The 16,664-nt window shown below is 71.2% G+C and carries 17 protein-coding genes; 6 read left to right on the top strand and 11 right to left on the bottom strand.

Annotated elements, in window-relative coordinates:
• The first annotated feature begins 2 nt into the window (after positions 1-2).
• The 4 genes from NH2_RS20785 to NH2_RS20770 all read left to right on the top strand — a co-directional run bounded on the left by NH2_RS20785 (position 3) and on the right by NH2_RS20770 (position 5,135).
• Positions 3-1,016, top strand: coding sequence for an NAD-dependent epimerase/dehydratase family protein (locus NH2_RS20785; RefSeq protein WP_067656910.1), 1,014 nt, complete (start codon positions 3-5; stop codon positions 1,014-1,016).
• Between the two features lie 21 nt (positions 1,017-1,037).
• Positions 1,038-2,051 (top strand): Rv2578c family radical SAM protein, encoded by a 1,014-nt coding sequence (locus tag NH2_RS20780; protein WP_067656906.1) that lies wholly within the window; start codon positions 1,038-1,040, stop codon positions 2,049-2,051.
• 94 nt (positions 2,052-2,145) lie between these two features.
• Positions 2,146-4,083: a 2-oxoacid:acceptor oxidoreductase subunit alpha gene (locus NH2_RS20775; protein ID WP_245650692.1), complete on the top strand. Its 1,938-nt coding sequence runs from the start codon at positions 2,146-2,148 to the stop codon at positions 4,081-4,083.
• Positions 4,080-5,135 (top strand): 2-oxoacid:ferredoxin oxidoreductase subunit beta, encoded by a 1,056-nt coding sequence (locus tag NH2_RS20770; RefSeq protein ID WP_067656903.1) that lies wholly within the window; start codon positions 4,080-4,082, stop codon positions 5,133-5,135. The genes NH2_RS20775 and NH2_RS20770 overlap by 4 nt, the downstream gene beginning before the upstream one ends.
• A 78-nt stretch (positions 5,136-5,213) precedes the next feature.
• On the opposite strand, the gene NH2_RS20765 is transcribed toward NH2_RS20770, so the two are convergent.
• The 3 genes from NH2_RS20765 to hisS form a co-directional block, all read right to left on the bottom strand.
• Positions 5,214-6,224, bottom strand: a complete 1,011-nt coding sequence (locus NH2_RS20765; protein WP_067656899.1) for a malate dehydrogenase — start codon at positions 6,222-6,224, stop codon at positions 5,214-5,216.
• A gap of 92 nt (positions 6,225-6,316) precedes the next feature.
• Positions 6,317-7,012, bottom strand: coding sequence for a hypothetical protein (locus NH2_RS20760; protein ID WP_067656896.1), 696 nt, complete (start codon positions 7,010-7,012; stop codon positions 6,317-6,319).
• A 23-nt stretch (positions 7,013-7,035) separates the two neighbouring features.
• On the bottom strand, positions 7,036-8,304 hold the full coding sequence (gene hisS, locus NH2_RS20755; protein ID WP_067656892.1) for a histidine--tRNA ligase: 1,269 nt from the start codon (positions 8,302-8,304) through the stop codon (positions 7,036-7,038).
• Between the two features lie 122 nt (positions 8,305-8,426).
• On the opposite strand from hisS, the gene NH2_RS20750 reads away from it, so the two are divergent.
• A complete protein-coding gene (locus NH2_RS20750; protein WP_067656889.1) occupies positions 8,427-9,299 on the top strand; it encodes a peptidylprolyl isomerase in 873 nt (290 codons plus the stop codon).
• Positions 9,300-9,380: 81 nt separating this feature from the next.
• On the opposite strand, the gene NH2_RS20745 is transcribed toward NH2_RS20750, so the two are convergent.
• The 4 genes from NH2_RS20745 to NH2_RS20730 are packed head-to-tail and all read right to left on the bottom strand — an operon-like array spanning position 9,381 to position 11,813.
• Positions 9,381-9,692 carry a type VII secretion target gene (locus tag NH2_RS20745; protein ID WP_067656886.1) on the bottom strand — a complete coding sequence of 104 codons (312 nt, stop codon included), beginning with the start codon at positions 9,690-9,692 and terminating at the stop codon, positions 9,381-9,383.
• Positions 9,692-10,237 (bottom strand): hypothetical protein, encoded by a 546-nt coding sequence (locus tag NH2_RS20740; RefSeq protein ID WP_157103897.1) that lies wholly within the window; start codon positions 10,235-10,237, stop codon positions 9,692-9,694. The genes NH2_RS20745 and NH2_RS20740 overlap by 1 nt, the downstream gene beginning before the upstream one ends.
• Positions 10,234-11,028: a hypothetical protein gene (locus NH2_RS20735; protein ID WP_067656880.1), complete on the bottom strand. Its 795-nt coding sequence runs from the start codon at positions 11,026-11,028 to the stop codon at positions 10,234-10,236. The genes NH2_RS20740 and NH2_RS20735 overlap by 4 nt, the downstream gene beginning before the upstream one ends.
• Before the next feature lie 53 nt (positions 11,029-11,081).
• Positions 11,082-11,813 (bottom strand): hypothetical protein, encoded by a 732-nt coding sequence (locus NH2_RS20730; protein ID WP_067656877.1) that lies wholly within the window; start codon positions 11,811-11,813, stop codon positions 11,082-11,084.
• A gap of 389 nt (positions 11,814-12,202) precedes the next feature.
• On the opposite strand from NH2_RS20730, the gene NH2_RS20725 reads away from it, so the two are divergent.
• Positions 12,203-12,760, top strand: a complete 558-nt coding sequence (locus NH2_RS20725) for a hypothetical protein (protein WP_067656875.1) — start codon at positions 12,203-12,205, stop codon at positions 12,758-12,760.
• A gap of 37 nt (positions 12,761-12,797) precedes the next feature.
• Here NH2_RS20725 and NH2_RS20720 read toward each other — a convergent pair whose 3' ends face one another.
• From NH2_RS20720 to NH2_RS20705, 4 genes are all read right to left on the bottom strand, one after another.
• Entirely contained in the window at positions 12,798-13,184 is a 387-nt protein-coding gene (locus tag NH2_RS20720) for a DUF4913 domain-containing protein (RefSeq protein WP_067656873.1), read from the bottom strand.
• Positions 13,184-15,022, bottom strand: coding sequence for a type IV secretory system conjugative DNA transfer family protein (locus tag NH2_RS20715; RefSeq protein ID WP_067656870.1), 1,839 nt, complete (start codon positions 15,020-15,022; stop codon positions 13,184-13,186). Before NH2_RS20715 ends, NH2_RS20720 begins: the two co-directional genes overlap by 1 nt.
• 30 nt (positions 15,023-15,052) lie before the next feature.
• On the bottom strand, positions 15,053-15,580 hold the full coding sequence (locus tag NH2_RS20710) for a hypothetical protein (protein ID WP_157103896.1): 528 nt from the start codon (positions 15,578-15,580) through the stop codon (positions 15,053-15,055).
• 65 nt (positions 15,581-15,645) lie between these two features.
• A partial coding sequence (locus tag NH2_RS20705) for a C40 family peptidase (protein WP_157103895.1) occupies positions 15,646-16,664 on the bottom strand: 1,019 nt, incomplete at its 5' end.

Below are 16,664 nucleotides of genomic sequence, written 5' to 3'. Positions count from 1 at the left end.
CCATGAAGGTCGCAGTGACCGGCGCCGCGGGGTACCTCGGCTCCAACCTCCTCCCCCTGCTCACCGATCGCGGTCACGAGGTGATCGCCATCGACCGCGCCGCGCCCCCCGGCCCCACCGCCGACGGCGTCACCTGGGTGAGCGCCGACGTGCTGAACCCGGACGCCGTGCGCGCCGCGATCGACGGCGCCGAGATCGTCTACCACCTGGTCGCGGTGATCACCCTGGCCGACCGGAACGATCTGGCGTGGCGGGTGAACACCAGGGGCGTGCGGGTGGTGGCCGAGGCCGCGCTGGCGGCTGGCGCGCGCCGGCTGGTGCATGCCAGCTCCATCCACGCCTACGACCAGTACGACTGCGGCGGCCGGATCGACGAGCGCTCCGGCCGCTCCACCGACCCCGGCCTCCCGGTCTACGACCGCTCCAAGTGGGCGGGCGAGCAGGAGCTGCGGGCCGTGCTCGAGCAGGGGCTGGACGCGGTGCTCTGCAACCCGACCGGCGTCTACGGCCCGGCCGACCACGGCACGCCGCTCTCCCGGATCAACCGGACGCTGCGCGACGCCGCCCGCGGCCGGATCCCGGCCATGATCGACGGCGCCTTCGACCTGGTCGACGTGCGCGATGTCGCGCTGGGGCTGATCCTCGCGGGCGAGCACGGCCGCACCGGGGAGAACTACCTGCTCGGCGGCGAGATGGTGCGGATGCCCGCGCTCTGCCGGGAGGCGGCGCGCGCGGGCGGCACCCGCGGCCCGCGCTTCACCATCCCGGCCCGCCCGGTCGAGCGGGCCATTCCGCTGCTGGCTCCGGTCGGCAAGCTCTTCAAGACCGACATCGTCTCCAAGGCCGCGCTCGGCGCGCTGGTCTCCGCACCGGAGGTGGATCACACGAAGGCGAGCACGGAACTCGGCTACCGGCCGCGGCCGATGACCGAAACCGTGCACGACCTGGCCCGCTTCTTCGCCGACGGCACCCTGCCGCCGCGCCGGGCCCCCGCGGACACGCTTGACACCGCCTAGAACTGGTGTTCGACTGATGGCGTGCGGTGGCAGGGGCAGTCCCTCGACGCGGACGACGGCGCGCTACCCGGGCTGAGCCGGGCCGACTTCGTCCGCACCGTCCGCACGCCGGAATTCGACGGCATCACCTTCCACGAGGTGCTCTGCAAGAGCGCGCTGAACGAGGTGCCGGAGAACTCGAAACTGCCCTTCCGCTGGACGGTGAACCCCATCCGGGGCTGCTCACACGCCTGCCGGTACTGCTTCGCCCGCCCGACGCACGAGTACCTCGAGCTCGACGCGGGCGCGGATTTCGACTCCCAGCTGGTGGTGAAGACCAATGTGGCGGCGGTGCTCCGGCGCGAGCTGCGCCGCAAGTCGTGGCGCCGCGAGCCGGTGGCGCTCGGCACCAATACCGATCCCTACCAGCGCGCCGAGGGCCGGTACCGGCTGATGCCGGGCATCATCCGGGCGCTCGCCGCCTCCGGCACGCCGTTCTCGGTACTCACCAAGGGCACGCTGCTGCGCCGGGATCTGCCGCTGCTCGCCTCGGCCGCGGGCGAGGTCCCGGTGCGGCTGGCGGTCTCGCTCTCCATGCTCGACCCGGAGCTGCACCGGGGCCTGGAGCCGGGCACCCCGGCGCCGAAGGCGCGGCTGGAGCTGATCGCGGCGCTGGCCGACGCCGGATTCGCCGTGCACGTCATGGTGGCGCCGGTGATCCCGTACCTCACCGACGGCAGCGAGCAGCTGGACGCGCTCTTCGCCGCGCTGGCGGGGGCCGGGGCGGAGTCGGCGACCGCCGTTCCCATGCACCTGCGCGGCAGCACCAAGGGCTGGTTCCTCGGCTGGCTGGCCGAGCACCACCCGGCGCTGCTGCGCCGCTACCGGCAGCTCTACGGGCGCGGCGCCCAGGTCTCGCCGGAGTACGCGAGCTGGCTGCGCGCGCGGGTCGACCCGCTGCGCGAGCGGCACGGGCTGGTGCGCGACAGCGCGGTCAGCGCCCCGGCCCCGCGGCCGGAGCCGGGGCCCGCCCCGCAGCTCGCGCTCTTCGGCTGAGCCGGTACCGGCGAGTACGCCGGACGCCGCGGGCCCGCGGGAGTACCTTGGCGGGTGCTAGCACCACTCGACGACGAGGACGGTGAGGCAGGCAGTGACCGTGCCCCCCGAGCATCCGGCAAAGGCCAGCGGGCCGACCCCGCTGGACCGCGTGGTGATCCGGTTCGCCGGTGATTCCGGCGACGGCATGCAGCTCACGGGTGATCGGTTCACGCACGAGGCGGCCGCCTTCGGCAACGACCTCGCCACCCAGCCCAGCTTCCCGGCCGAGATCAGGGCGCCGCAGGGCACGCTGCCCGGGGTCTCGTCGTTCCAGATCCAGATCGCCGACCACGACATCCTCAGCGCCGGTGACCACCCCGACGTGCTGGTCGCCATGAACCCGGCCGCGCTCGCCGCCAACCTGGCCGAGCTGCCGCGCGGCGCCACCGTCATCGTGGACACCGACGAGTTCACCGGGCGCAACCTGGCCAAGGCGGGGTACGCCGAAAATCCGCTGGACGACGGCACACTCGGCGACCTGGTGCTGCACCGGGTGCCGATGACCACGCTCACCGCGGGCGCCACCGAGGCGGCGGGCGCGGGCAAGAAAGACGGCAAGCGAGCGCGCAATATGTTCGCGCTCGGGCTGCTCTCCTGGATGTACGGCCGCCCGATCGGCGGCACCGAGCGCTTCCTGCGGGAGAAGTTCGCGCAGCGGCCGGAGATCGCGGAGGCGAACCTGCTCGCCTTCCGCGCCGGGTTCGCCTACGGCGAGACCACCGAGAGCTTCGCCACCACCTACCACGTCGCCCCGGCCGCGCTGCCGCCGGGCAGCTACCGGCAGATCACCGGGAACACCGCGCTCGCCTACGGCATCGTGACCGCGGGCAGGCTGGCCGGGATCCCGGTCTTCCTCGGCAGCTACCCGATCACCCCGGCCTCGGACATCCTGCACGAACTGAGCAGGCAGAAGTCCTTCGGCGTCACCACCTTCCAGGCCGAGGACGAGATCGCCGGGATCGGCGCGGCGCTCGGGGCCGCGCTGGGCGGCGCGCTCGGGGTCACCAGCACCTCGGGGCCGGGGCTCGCGCTGAAGAGCGAGACGATCGGGCTCGCGGTGATGACCGAGGTCCCGCTGCTGGTGATCGATGTGCAGCGCGGCGGCCCCTCCACCGGGCTGCCGACCAAGACCGAGCAGGCCGACCTGCTGCAGGCGCTCTACGGCCGGAACGGGGAATCGCCGGTGCCGGTGCTGGCCCCGCGCTCCCCCGCGGACTGCTTCGCCACCGCCGTCGAGGCGGCCAGGATCGCGCTGGTGCACCGCACCCCGGTGCTGCTGCTCTCCGACGGCGCCATCGCGAACGGGTCGGAGCCGTGGGCGATCCCGCGGGTGGCCGAGCTGGAGCCGATCGACCCCGGCTTCGCCGAGCCCGACCCCGAGCGGGAGTTCCTGCCCTACGCCCGCGACCCGGAGACGCTGGCCCGCCCGTTCGCGGTGCCGGGCACGCCGGGGCTGGCGCATCGGATCGGCGGGCTGGAGAAGGCCGACGGCACCGGCGACATCTCCTACGACCCGGCGAACCACGACCTCATGGTCCGGTTGCGCCGCAGCAAGATCGACGGGATCCCGGTGCCCGACCTGGAGGTGGACGACCCGGACGGCGCCGCCGAGGTGCTGCTCATCGGCTGGGGCAGCTCGTACGGCCCGATCGGCGAGGCGTGCCGCCGGGCGCGGCGGCGCGGGCGCTCGGTGGCGCACGCGCAGCTGCGCCACCTCAACCCCCTCCCGGCGAATCTCGGCGCGGTGCTCGGCCGGTACCGCACGGTGGTGGCGCCGGAGCTGAACGGCGGGCAGCTCGCGCTGCTGCTGCGCGCCCGCTACCTGGTGGACGTGGTGCCCTGGACCAGGACCGCAGGCACCGCCTTCCCCACCGCCGAGCTCGTCGGCGTGATCGACGCGGCGCTGGACGGCTCGATCCGGGAGCTGGAGCAGGACAAGGATTTCGCCGCCCGCGCGCGGGCGACCTATCGGACCGAGGGCAGCCGATGACGATCATCGACGACCACGCGCACACCGGGCTGGCGCACGTGCCGCTCGCGCTGACGCCGCAGAAGGCGAAGGACTACACCACCGACCAGGAGGTGCGGTGGTGCCCCGGCTGCGGCGACTACGTCATCCTGGCCACGGTGCGCGGCTTCCTCGCCGAGCTCGGGCTGCGCCGGGAGAACCTCATGTTCGTCTCCGGGATCGGCTGCTCCAGCCGCTTCCCGTACTACCTGGACGCCTACGGCATCCACTCCATCCACGGCCGGGCGCCCGCCATCGCCACCGGGCTCGCGGTGACCAGGCCGGATCTCTCGGTCTGGGTGGTGACCGGCGACGGCGACGCGCTCTCCATCGGCGGCAACCACCTGATCCACGCGCTGCGGCGCAATGTGAACATGACGATCCTGCTGTTCAACAATCGGATCTACGGGCTCACCAAGGGGCAGTACTCGCCGACCTCGGAGCCGGGCAAGGTCACCAAGTCGACGCCGCTCGGCTCGGTGGACCACCCCTTCGACACGCTCGCGCTCGCCCTCGGCGCGGACGCGAGCTTCGTCGGGCGGGCGCTGGACTCGGACCGGGCCGGGCTCACCGAGGTGCTGCGCGCGGCGGCCGCGCACCGGGGCGCGGCCTTCGTGGAGATCCTGCAGGACTGCCCGATCTTCAACGACGGCTCGTTCGACGTGCTGCGCCGCGAGGAGGCGCCGCGGCGCCTGATCCCGCTGCGGCACGGGGAGCCGCTGCGGTTCGGCGCGGATCGGGAGTTCGCCGTGGTGCGGTCGGGGTTCGGGCTGACGGTGGCGCGGGCGGACGAGGTGGGCGACATGGAGGTGGTCGTGCACGACGCGCACAGCACCGACCCCGGGTACCCGCACGCCCTGGCCCGGCTCGGCGACCAGGAGCTGAACCACGTGGTCACCGGCATTCTGCGGGATGTCGAGCGGCCGACCTACGACGACGGGGTGCGCGCCCAGCTCGCCGCCGGTGAACCCGGCGATCTGCAAGCGCTGCTCGACGGCCCCGAGACCTGGACCGTCGGCCCCGCCGAGCGCTGACCGCGCGCGACGACCGCAATCACCTCCGCCGCGCCCGGCGTCCGCCGGACGCCCGCTTCCGGCCCTCGGCCGGGCCCCTCAGTCCTTCTTGGCGAAGCCGAGGTCGATCACGGCGGACCGCTCCTGGTCGAGCTCGGCCGCGCTGAGCTCGATCCTGGCCAGGGAGAAGTCGTCGATCTCCAGGTCCGGGACGATCCGGTACCCGCCGTCGGCGCAGGTCACCGGGAAGGAGCTGATCAGCCCCTCGGGCACGCCGTAGGAGCCGTCCGACGGCACCGCCATGGAGGTCCAGTCGCCGGGCGCGGTGCCGAGCACCCAGTCGTGGATGTGGTCGATGGCGGCGCTCGCGGCGCTGGCCGCGGAGGAGGCGCCGCGCGCCTCGATGATGGCGGTCCCGCGCTGCTGCACCGTCGGGATGAAGTCGCGCTCCACCCAGGCCGGGTCGGCGATCACCGCGCGGGCGTCGCGGCCGCCGATGGTCGCGTGCGTGATGTCGGGGTATTGGGTGGCGGAGTGGTTGCCCCAGACCGCCACCCGGGCGATCCCGGCCGCGGGCGTGCCGGTCTTGCGGGCCAGCTGGGCGATGGCCCGGTTGTGGTCCAGCCTGGTCATGGCGGTGAAGCGCTCGGCGGGCACGTCGGGGGCATTGCTCCTGGCGATGAAGGCATTGGTGTTGGCCGGGTTGCCGACCACGAGCACCTTGACGTCGTCGGCGGCGGCCGCGTTGATGGCGGCGCCCTGCTCGGTGAAGATCGGGCCGTTGGCGGCGAGCAGGTCGCCGCGCTCCATGCCCGCGGTGCGCGGCCTGGCGCCGACCAGCAGCGCGATATTCGCCCCGGCGAAGCCGGTCCACGGGTCGTCGCTGATGTCCACCGACTCCAGCAGCGGGAAGGCGCCGTCCTCCAGCTCCATCGCGACGCCCGCGAGCGAGGCCACCGCGGCCGGGATCTCCAGCAGCCGCAGCCGCACCGGCGTGTGCGCGCCGAGCATGGCGCCGGAGGCGATCCGGAAGAGCAGCCCGTAGGCGATCTGGCCCGCGCCGCCGGTGACGGCGACGGTCACCGGAGCGGTGCGATCGGTGCTGGTCACGGCGGGCTCTCCTGTTCAGCGGGGGCACGGACGTCCCCAACCCTATCGAGGCTCACCGCCGCGGGCCGCCGAAGGTGAGCGAGCAGACAGGCTCAGGCCAGGTCGGCGATCTCCCGGTCGCTGAGCACCACCGCGCGCCGGTGCCCGGCGTCCAGCGCGGCCCGCACCGCGCGGTAGAGCGGGCGCTGCTCCAGCGGGGCGTCGCGCGCCTCGGCGCGCAGCTGCGCCACCAGCACCGAGGAGAGCGCGAGCGCCGCCGCCAGCGGGGCGGCGGCCAGCGCGTCGGCGAGCCCGCGCAGCCCGAGCAGCGGCAGCTCCCGGCCGCGTGCCTCGCCCGCCTCGGCGCCTGCGCCGCCGGTGTAGAGCGCCAGCGGGACGGTGATCGCCGGACCGCCCGCGGTGATCCGGAGCGCGACCCGGCTGATCCGCCCCGGCAGCACCAGCACCGCGACCTCGGTGGCCGCGGCCGCCGCCACCCGGCGCTCGCCGAGCACCGTGCGGGCGTGGATGACGCCGTCCGCCAGCCACATCCGGCGCCTGCGCACCGCCGCGACGGTGAGCACGGTCGGCGCCGCGATCACCAGGAACACCGCGAGCGCGGGCACCGGGCCGAGCAGCACCGCGGCGAGCAGCGCCGCGATCAGCCCGGCGCCCGCCGCGAAGGCGGCGAGCTTGCGCAGGGTCGGCGCGTACACCTCGGGCTCGACCAGATCCAGCCCCACCGGCGGCCGGGCCGGGGCCGGGGCGGGTTTCGGGGCGGCGTCCTCGTGCGCGGCGTCCTCGTTCATCCGGGGCTCTCTCCTCTCCCGGCTCAGCCGAGCTGATCCCGCAGCACGCCGGCCACCTCGGCCAGCGGCACCTGCCGCTGCTCCCCGTCGGCCAGGTTCTTCACCCCGATGGTGCCCTCGGCCAGGTCGCGGTCGCCGAGGACGAGCGCGAAGCGGGCGCCGGAGCGGTCGGCGGCCTTCATGGCGCCCTTGACGCCGCGCCCGCCGTAGGCGAGATCGACCCGGATCCCGGCGGTGCGCAGCTCCCCGGCGAGGACGACGAGCCGCTGCTTGGCGGCGTCGCCGAGCGGCACCCCGTAGACGTCGCAGCGCGCCGGATCGCCCGCTTCCTTCCCCTCCGCGCGCAGCGCGAGCACCGTGCGGTCGACCCCGAGGCCGAAGCCGATCCCGGAGAGCTCGGCGCCGCCGAGCTGCGCCATCAGCCCGTCGTAGCGGCCGCCGCCGCCGATGCCGGACTGCGCGCCTAGGCCGTCGTGCACGAACTCGAAGGTGGTCTTGGTGTAGTAGTCGAGGCCGCGGACCATGCGCGGGTTCACCACGTACGGCACGCCGAGCCCGTCCAGGTAGCCGAGCACCTGCTCGAAGTGCGCCTTGGCCGATTCGGACAGGTGGTCGAGCATGAGCGGGGCGTTCGCGGTGAGCTCGCGGACCTCGGGGCGCTTGTCGTCCAGCACGCGCAGCGGGTTCAGCTGGGCGCGACGCCTGGTCTCCGCGTCCAGCGGCAGCCCGAGCAGGAACTCCTGCAGCAGCTCGCGGTACTGCGGGCGGCAGGTGTCGTCGCCGAGCGAGGTGAGCTCCAGCCGGAAATCGGTGAGCCCGAGCCCGCGGAACCCGGCGTCGGCGACGGCGATCACCTCGGCGTCGAGCGCCGGGTCGTCGACCCCGATCGCCTCCACGCCCACCTGCTGCAGCTGCCGGTACCGCCCGGCCTGCGGCTGCTCGTAGCGGAAGAACGGGCCCGCGTAGCAGAGCTTGACCGGGAGCTGGCCGCGGTCGAGGTTGTGCTCGATGACCGCGCGCATGACGCCCGCGGTGCCCTCGGGGCGCAGCGTGACGCTGCGCTCGCCGCGGTCGGCGAAGGTGTACATCTCCTTGCTCACCACGTCGGTGGACTCGCCGACGCCGCGCGCGAAGAGCCCGGTGTCCTCGAAGATCGGCAGCTCCACATGCCCGTATCCGGCCAGCCTGGCGGCGCCGACCAGCCCGTCGCGCACCGCGACGAACTCGGCCGAGGCGGGGGGCAGGTAGTCCGGGACTCCCTTGGGCGCGGCGAAGCTGCTGGTCTTGGTCACGATGGTCCAGTTTCCTCCACCGGGGGGTGCGGAGTCCAACCGGTTCCGCACAGCCGCGAGCCGTCTCAGGGAGGGATGGCACACTCGTAGGGCGGAAGACACGGAAACGGGAGGATCTGCCAGTGCCGAGCAACGAACAGCGACGAGCAACGGCGAAGCGGAAGCTGGAGCGCCAGCTGGCCAACCGGGCGGAGCGGGCGCGCAAGCGCAGGCAGCTGACGATCGCGGGGTCGGTACTCGGAGTCGTGGTGGTGGTTGCGGCGGGCATCGGCGTGTACTTCCTCACCAGTGGCGACGACAGCACCACCGACCAGGCCGACGCCTCGCTCTCCAGCACCCCGGTCGCCGGCGAGCTGCCCGCCGCCGAGCCCAAGGCCGCGGCCGTGGACTGCACCTACCGGGATGGCGTCAAGCCCGCCGACAAGCCGGTGCAGAAGCCGAGCAAGACCACGGGCATCCCGACCACCGGCGCCGACGCCACCCTGAGCATGAGCATCGACACCAGCGTCGGCCCGATCGGCGTCACCCTGGACAACGCGGCCTCGCCGTGCACCGTCAACAGCTTCGCCAGCCTGGCCAGCCAGGGCTTCTTCGACGGCACCGACTGCCACCGCCTCACCGCGGGCGAGGGGCTGAAGGTGTTGCAGTGCGGCGACCCCACCGGAACCGGAACCGGCGGCCCCGGCTACGAGTACGACAACGAGTACCCGACCGACCAGTACGACCAGATGGACCCCGCCTCCGGCCAGCCGGTCCCGTACCAGCGCGGTGTGCTCGCCATGGCCAACGCGGGCCCCGGCACCAATGGCAGCCAGTTCTTCCTGGTCTACGGCGATTCCCAGCTTCCGCCGCAGTACACCATCTTCGGCAGGGTGGACGACGCGAGCCTGGCGACGCTGGATCGGATCGCCGCGATCGGCACCGACAGCGCGAACGGCCCCGGTGACGGCGCGCCGAACGAGCCCATCACCCTGAGCACCGTCCAGATCGACTGACCGGGCAGGACGCCGGGCCACTCCCCGAGGAGGCTCGGCGTCCGGCTTATCCGGCGCGACTCAGGGTTGCCGGCCCATGAACTATTCGGGAATCTTCTCGAGCTTCTTCGACTGATCGTGCTCCTGCTGCCGGAAACTGGCCGCAGCCGAGTAAAGCGCGTTTCCGAGTTGTTCAGCCGCGGGTTTGGCTTCCTCGAGACGGTTCTGGAGGAAATTGGCGGCTTGGCTGTACTCGGACCACATCAGGGCGAACAGCGGTCCGAACTGCACGGCCGTGTACTTCAGCTCATCGATACTCGTCGCCGCCAACCCGAGCGTGGGTGCAACCTCGCTCATCCACACTTTGGAGACTTTTTCCAGAAGTTCGACATCTACGCTGATTTCCCTGGCCACTACTGGCTCACCACTTTCCAGATCGCGCGGTCGGACTCTTCGGAGGGGTTGCCGTTCCAAGAGTGCTGTTGAAAATCCTCATCGGTCAGTAACTCCGAGTATCTGGGCGGTGGCGCGCCCCCGTTCGTGATGTCCAGAACCGCGGTCCGCGATCCGACGTCGGTCGTCTTCACGACCTGCGCGATGTCGGTCGCGATCGATCGCAGATCGTTGGGACTCTTCGACTCGGGCGCTTCGAGTGCGATCGTGACCCAGCTCATTCCGGGCCTGTCGAGCGAGTCGCTCACCTTGACCGAGAACAGGCAGATATTCGCGGGGAACGGCAAAGCCAGAATCGCCGATCCGAGGCGCTCCTCCTCGACGGACCGCGAATCCCCGCGCTTGTCGTACGTACAGCCCAGAGCTGTCCGGGTGGAGGTCACCGCCGCCGCCGTCGAACCGGGATGGGTGGCCGGATCAGCCGGATTCTCGGTCCCACAAGCGGTCAGAGCACTCACGGTAGTGACTGCCGCCACGATTCCCGGCAGGGTTTTCCTGCTCATCATGCCGCTCCGTCCTGCTTCCAGCCGTCGTCCCTGCTGTCGTACTGCTCGGCAGCGGTACTCGGCCACGTCACCTTGCCCGAGCTCGCGACATCGAACCCCGCGGGAGCCACGATCATTTTCTTGAGATCGTTGGCGGCCCCGTACACTTTGCTCTGGACCTTCACGAAATCCGTCAGCGCTTGAGCAACGAGTTCGACGGCCTTGACAATAGCGTCGTTGAGATTGTTGATCGTCCAGATCGCCGCAGCACCCGCGGTAGCCGAAGTCTCGGCAGCGAAGGTCGCCACACTACCGATGATCGACGCCAGTTTATTGACGAGGTTGTAGTAGAGGTTCTGCCCCTCCTCCGCGACGGTGACGAGGCGGTCGTGCATCGTGGTGCACATGGCGTCGATGGACACCATCGCCGCCTGCTGACTCTCTTTTGTCGTCTTGAATGCCTTGTAGGCACTTCCGTCCCAGCGGCCCTCCATATTGTTTTCACGTCTGCCCTGCATACCGTTGCCATCGCGAACCCGGCCGCCCACAGCCTGCCACTTTGCCGCGTAGTTCAGAAAGAGCCACGGAGCGTACATCCCCTCGACCGCCTGATCGAGCAGATCGAAGAGTTCGGCGAGTTTCTGCTGGATGTCGTCCCGCACCTCCGTGACCTTGAGGTAGATGAGCGGTGTGTAGTACTTCAGCTGATCGACCGCATGATTGAGCGTGTCCGGCGTCTTCTTCAGTTCCTCGTACTTGGCAGCAAAGTCATTTCTGACTTGCTCCAGAGTTATTTCGGTCAGTTCGGCCATGATCGTTCGGTATCCACTCTTCCGTCGTGACGAATTTCCCGGCCTGCGGCAAACTAGCTGTGCCGCAACAAGTGGCGCTCGTGCGCCACGATGCGTGAAGCCAGCTCACTGATCGACTCCTCGTCCAGATACGCATCGACCACCGGATGCGGTCGGGAAGCGCGGATCTGCTCGCAGCACTGCAGAACGTCCTGCGCGATGAAAGCGGTCTCGGTCTGCTCCGCCCAGCCGCGATCGATCTCGATCGAGATCAGCTTGGAGACAGTGCCGGTGACAGTGAGTCCGGGCCCACCGAATCGATCCCGGCCAGGCCCGTGCACCGTGACCGGGACGTCGCCGAACAGGCGGTCGTAGAGCTGACGGAACTCGTCGAGCGTCACTGTCCGCAGCAACAACGGCGTGGCGGCGCGAAGCGACATCCTCGTCGCCGGAGGCAAAGCGCCGCCTTCGACGGCGCGAATGGCCATCACGTAGAGGCCGTGCCGGTAGGCCTCCATGATCGACCCGGCATACCGGGACGGCTCGAAAGCGCTCTTCCAGCCGCGCTCCAAAGTGATGCCGATCGGCAGGCAGTCGAGACCCACCTCCACCGATACCAGCGCCGACTCGAGGGGTGGCACGAGCTCGATCCCACCGGACGGAACAGCTCGATCGGCGGACCGGACCGGAGGCTCCGCCACAGACGACGGCGATCGAATCGACCGGACCGCGGTACCGGCTACCAGCGGCTCGTCATCCCAGAACTCGTCGGGATCGTCGTAGTGGTTGTAGAAGCCCCCTGCCATCAGCACACACCACGCGGGCAGCGCACCCGACTCTCAGCCGATTTCGGCATCGTCCCCCCTCGTGTCGGCGACCGCTCGGCCGGCCCGACCTCCCTGAACAACGTCTCACGACACCATAGAGGGAGGGCGGCGCGCACCCGATGCCCGATAGCAGCGGCAGACCGGTCGGTATCTAACGCCTGCTTTGCGCAGTATTCCGCGAAGGACACGCTGATGGCGCGCACATTTGCCGGAGCATCCTGTAATCTCGACTGAGGAGCATTCTCGGTCGCGGGGCCTGAAGGGAGTTCCGCCGGTAGCGATTTCCCTACCGAGTGGTCCCTGAAGGTCCCGCGACGTTCGTCTGGTGTACCACCACATCGGATAACTGCGGCATCGGGGAGCCAGCCATGGCCGAGGAATTGGACGACATCGGCAAAGAGACCGCCGCGGTGATGCGGACCATGTTGCAGATCGCGACACTCGTCGCGCTCCGCACCAGGGAACGCGGTCAGAAGGAAGCCGAGGCGCGCGTCAAGGTCACCGAGGCCAGGATGAAGGAGGCCAGGGAGCTCCAGGTCCGGGAGGCCAGGGAATCCAAGGCGAAGGATCCGCGGAACGTGGAGCTGAGCCGGTTGATGGATCGCGCGCCCGCGCCGTCCAAGGGGCTGTCGCTGGAGAAGGATCGGCTCTCCGCCGAGCGGGATTCCGTCGGCATGGCCGCGGCCGAATCCGCGCTCGCGGCCAAGCCCGCGCTCCGCTACGACTCCGCCGAGCGCCGCAGCGCCATCGCGCAGCACCTCGAACGGCTCGGCGTGGCACCGGAACTCGCCGCGGTGCGGATGCTGGTCGAGATGGGCCACGGCGCACCGCCGGAGGAGGCGGTGCGCACCCGCCCGGACGCGCCGTCGGTGCAGCGCGGCGGGCGCGAGCAGGATCCACGCGGCCTCCAGCGCACCCGCAACTGACCCGGCTGCCGGGCGGCGTACCCGCCCGGCGACGGCTTCAGATCCGGTACTCGCCCAGCGTGGGATCGGCGAACACGCCCTGCTGCGGCGATTTCACCGGCAGCGGGTTGAGCATGTCCTTGTGGCCGTTGCGCACACTGCAGTACTTGAACGGCCCGCGCGGGTCGAAAAGCTTGGCCATGTGCGGATCGGCGTGATCCAGGAACCACACGCTCATCCCGGTCGCGCCGTCCAGCCGGTAGTGCTCCCAGGCGCGCCACAGCGCGTCCAGCCGCGCCCACGCCTCGGCATGCTTGAACCACTCCGGGCACCAGACGGTGTCGCCCAGATCGGTCACCTGGCGCCGGTAGACCACGCTCAGGTAGTTTTCCACGAATTCGACCACGGTCGCATGGACCATGGGCTGCTGCTGCTGCGGTTCCATCACAGCGGCCGCACCTCCTCGATCTGCCCCTGATCCTCGCCGGCGATCTGCTTGTCGAGCGACGGCGAACCGTAGAGGTCGGTGATCTCCGTCTTGCGCTGCGGATCGTGCCGCGCGATGGAGTTCTTCACTTCGGCAGCGTACTCGCTCTCCCACCACGGCACCGTTCGAACGAGTACCGGCGGCGCGCCGGAGGCGAACACGATGATCCGGCCGCGCGGCAGCTGGGCCAGCGCCTGCACGCTGAACGTGGTAGACGAACTCAGCGAGCGGGAGAAGCTCTTGCCGCCACTGGATTCCGAGACCGACTGCGAGATGGCGTCGTGCGAGCCGATCGCCTCGGACCGTTCGCGCAGGAAGCTGGTGTCGTCAACCCCACTTCCGAGCACCTTGATGTTCGCCGCCGCCCAGAGCGCGTTCATCCCGGCCTGCCCCCAGCAGCGCACGCCCTGCGCCCAGGACTGCAGTACCGTCATCACGACGATGCCACGCGAGCCGAAGTGGCTGTACTGCTTGGGCAGATCCTTCCAGCGCACCACGTTCGCGGCCTCGTCGAGCACCGCGAGCAGCGGGACCGGCAGCCGGCCGCCGCGCGACTTCGACGCCTTTCGCATGGCCACGTCGATCACCGCCTCGGTGAGCGCGCTCACCAGCGGCGACGCCGAGCCGCGGCCCTCGAGCGAGAGGCTGTAGAGGGTGCCGTTGCCCTCCAGGAAGGCCAGCTCGTCGAATTCGCTGCGGTCGTCGCCGCGGGAGACCCACGGATGCACATTGGAGAGCTTGAGGCAGCGCACCATCTTCTTGGCGGTGCCGAAGATGCCGCTCTGGGTGCGCGGGTCGGCGTTGTACTGCGAGGAGAGGCCGGACGCGGTGAAGTGGTGCCTGGCGCGGCGCAGCAGCTCGATCGGCTCGGTGTCGAGCGGGTTGGTGACCCACTCCCAGATCTGGGTGATCGGGCGCGGCTGCCCGGGGCCGTCGCCGACCGCGGCGGCGAGGAAGAGCCCGGCCAGCAGGTCCTCGGCCTCCGGGTCGAAGAAGGCGTCGCCCTTGGCGTCCTCGCCGTCGTCGCCGTCGGCGAAGTGCCCGGCCAGCCGGGCGGCGCGCATCTCGCAGCCCTCGTGCGCGGCGTCGACCCACTTCAGCGGATCCCAGAACCAGGTCGGCTCCTCCCCCGCCACGCCCTGCGGGTCGAAGACGAAGGTGCGGCTGCCCTTCGCCTCCCTCACATCCCGCGTCGCGTCCACCACATCGCGCTTGTTCGACGTCGCCAGCACCGGCCCGATGGCGGTGAGGATGGCCGGGATCACCCGGGACGTGGACTTCCCCTGCCGCGGCCCCCAGATGTCCAGGTGCAGATCCTCGTACGACCCGTAGAGCATGACCCCGTCGGCCACCCCGATACCGATCGGCACGCCGGGGCTGTGCCCCGGCTCCAGCCGGGTGCCGAGCTGCTCGGCCTTGGCCCGCACCCCGGCCTCGGTGAGCGACGCGATGGCGCTGCCGTTGCCCATCTTGTCGGCCTTCTCGTCCACCCCGAGCCGCCCGGCCGCCGCCTTCTTGGTCCGCCGCTTGCGCAGCAGCACGAAGGCGATCACCAGCGCGATCACCAGCAGGATCAGCGCCGTCGTCGCCGGTGGCCAGCGGAGTTCGCCCTTCACCAGCCTGATGACGATGTCGACCGGGTTGATCGGCATGTCCTGCGGCGGCGTCAGGAACCAGTTGCCCAGGTGCAGCGCGAGATACAGCGTGCCGAAGACGGCGAAGCCCGCGTAGACGGCGTACAGCCCGAGGTCGGGCCCGACCTCGGCCGGGTCCTTGACCACGTTCTTCTTAGCCATGCGCTCCTCCGGACTCTGTGATGAAACGGGTCAGCGGAAACCGTCGAGCCGCCAGCCCTCGGCGGTGCGCACCACGGTGGCGATCACGGTGGCCGGCGGCAGCTGCTCCTGCCTGCCGTTCCGGTACTCGACGGTCTGCTCGATTCCGATCTTGAACTGTCGCACGTTCGGGTCCGCCGCCGCGAGCGGCCGCTCCCCGGACGCGAAGGTGAACGCCCGCACCGTCGCTCCCGCGGCAGCCCACTCCCCCCACTGCAGGGTCGGCTTCGGCCCGTCCGCGGCGGGGGCATCCGCGGTGCGGATCAGGCTGGGGCCGAGAAACTTCCGGGCCCGCGCCAGCGAATCGCCCGGCGCCTCGGCGGCCGGGTTCCAGGTGTAGATCTCGCGCAGCGCGGCGACCGCGACGCCGTCCGGCGTGACCGGGTCCGGGGCGGGGACGGCTTCCAACTGCCTCGTGGTCGAGGTCGCCTGGCCTGCCCCGCCGGGCGCGGCGGAGTCCGGCTCTCGGTTGCCGCAGGCCGCGAGCAGCACCGCGATGCCCGCCATCAGCACCACCACCAGCGTCGCGCGTGAATTCCCCTTGCCCCTCCAGGGTAACGCGTCCGCGCACGTCGGCCGAGTATTCACAGCACCCTCCTCGCCCTGGCGTCACCCGGCACCGGCACCTCGGTGACGCCGCCGCCCTGACCGTTCGCGCCCGGCACCGCCTGGATCATGCTGCCGTTCCCGGCGTACACCCCGACCTGCGCGGGGCCGCGCGCGCCGAAGCCGCTGAACACCAGGTCGCCGGGGGCGGCCTGGGCCAGCGGCACCTCGGCGCCCGCCTCCCACTGCTGTTCGGCGGTGCGCGGCAGCGTCACCGTGCCGGAGGAGGCGGCGAAGACCGCGGCGGCGGTGAGCCCGGGACCGTCCAGCCCGCCGCTGCTCGGCCCCTGTGGCCCGCCGCCGCCCCAGACGTACGGGGTGCCGACCCACTCCTGCGCGGCGGCGAGCACCTGCGCGGTGCCGCCGCCCTCCTCCGGGGTGAAGCGCCCGTTCGCACCTGGGTCGCGGTACTCCGGCTCCATGCTGAGGATATTGCGCACGTAGGGTGCGGTTTCCGAGAGGTGCGCAGCGTACTGGTTGGGCATGCCGCCGGAGGCGAGCACCGCGCCCTCGCCCGCGTTGTAGGCGGCCAGCGTCAGCGGGACGACGTCGCCGCGCACCCGGCCGTCGGCGATCCAGCCCTTGATCTTGCCCGCGATGGCGCACATGTAGCGGCCCTGGCCGATGATGGCGTCGCCGTCGTCCCAGACGCTGGCGGTGCCGTTGCCGTCGGCGTCGATCACGTAGGGCTGGCCGTCGTCCGGGTTGGTCGAGGCGGCGGTGCCCGGCAGGAACTGCGCCAGCCCCTGCGCGCCCGCGGGCGAGGTGAGCCCGCGCCGGAAGCCGGACTCCTGCCTGGCCTGCGCGGCCAGCAGCGAGGGGGTGATCTCCGGGCAGAGCGAGCCCGCCCTGCGGTACCAGATCTCCAGCTCGGCCGGGACCTTGCCGTCCGCGAGCGCGCCGCCCGCGCTGCCGAAGCCGCGGCTGCACCTGGGGTCGGCCGAGTACGCCTGCGCGCCGCCGACATCCGGGGTCGGCGCGCCGTCCAGCCACGGCA

The sequence above is a fragment of the Nocardia harenae NBRC 108248 genome, assembly GCF_001612885.1.
Lineage (GTDB): Bacteria > Actinomycetota > Actinomycetes > Mycobacteriales > Mycobacteriaceae > Nocardia > Nocardia harenae.
Note: the sequence above shows the minus strand (reverse complement) of the source record. Positions and strands in the feature narration are given on the sequence as shown.

Coding starts and splice junctions, on each gene's coding strand:
- NH2_RS20785 (WP_067656910.1), top strand. CDS start 3: ATGAAGGTCGCAGTGACCGGCGCCGCGGGGTACCTCGGCTCCAACCTC.
- NH2_RS20770 (WP_067656903.1), top strand. CDS start 4,080: ATGACGATCATCGACGACCACGCGCACACCGGGCTGGCGCACGTGCCG.
- NH2_RS20760 (WP_067656896.1), bottom strand. CDS start 7,012: ATGAACGAGGACGCCGCGCACGAGGACGCCGCCCCGAAACCCGCCCCG.
- NH2_RS20740 (WP_157103897.1), bottom strand. CDS start 10,237: ATGATGAGCAGGAAAACCCTGCCGGGAATCGTGGCGGCAGTCACTACC.
- NH2_RS20735 (WP_067656880.1), bottom strand. CDS start 11,028: ATGGCCGAACTGACCGAAATAACTCTGGAGCAAGTCAGAAATGACTTT.
- NH2_RS20730 (WP_067656877.1), bottom strand. CDS start 11,813: ATGGCAGGGGGCTTCTACAACCACTACGACGATCCCGACGAGTTCTGG.
- NH2_RS20725 (WP_067656875.1), top strand. CDS start 12,203: ATGGCCGAGGAATTGGACGACATCGGCAAAGAGACCGCCGCGGTGATG.
- NH2_RS20720 (WP_067656873.1), bottom strand. CDS start 13,184: ATGGAACCGCAGCAGCAGCAGCCCATGGTCCATGCGACCGTGGTCGAA.
- NH2_RS20715 (WP_067656870.1), bottom strand. CDS start 15,022: ATGGCTAAGAAGAACGTGGTCAAGGACCCGGCCGAGGTCGGGCCCGAC.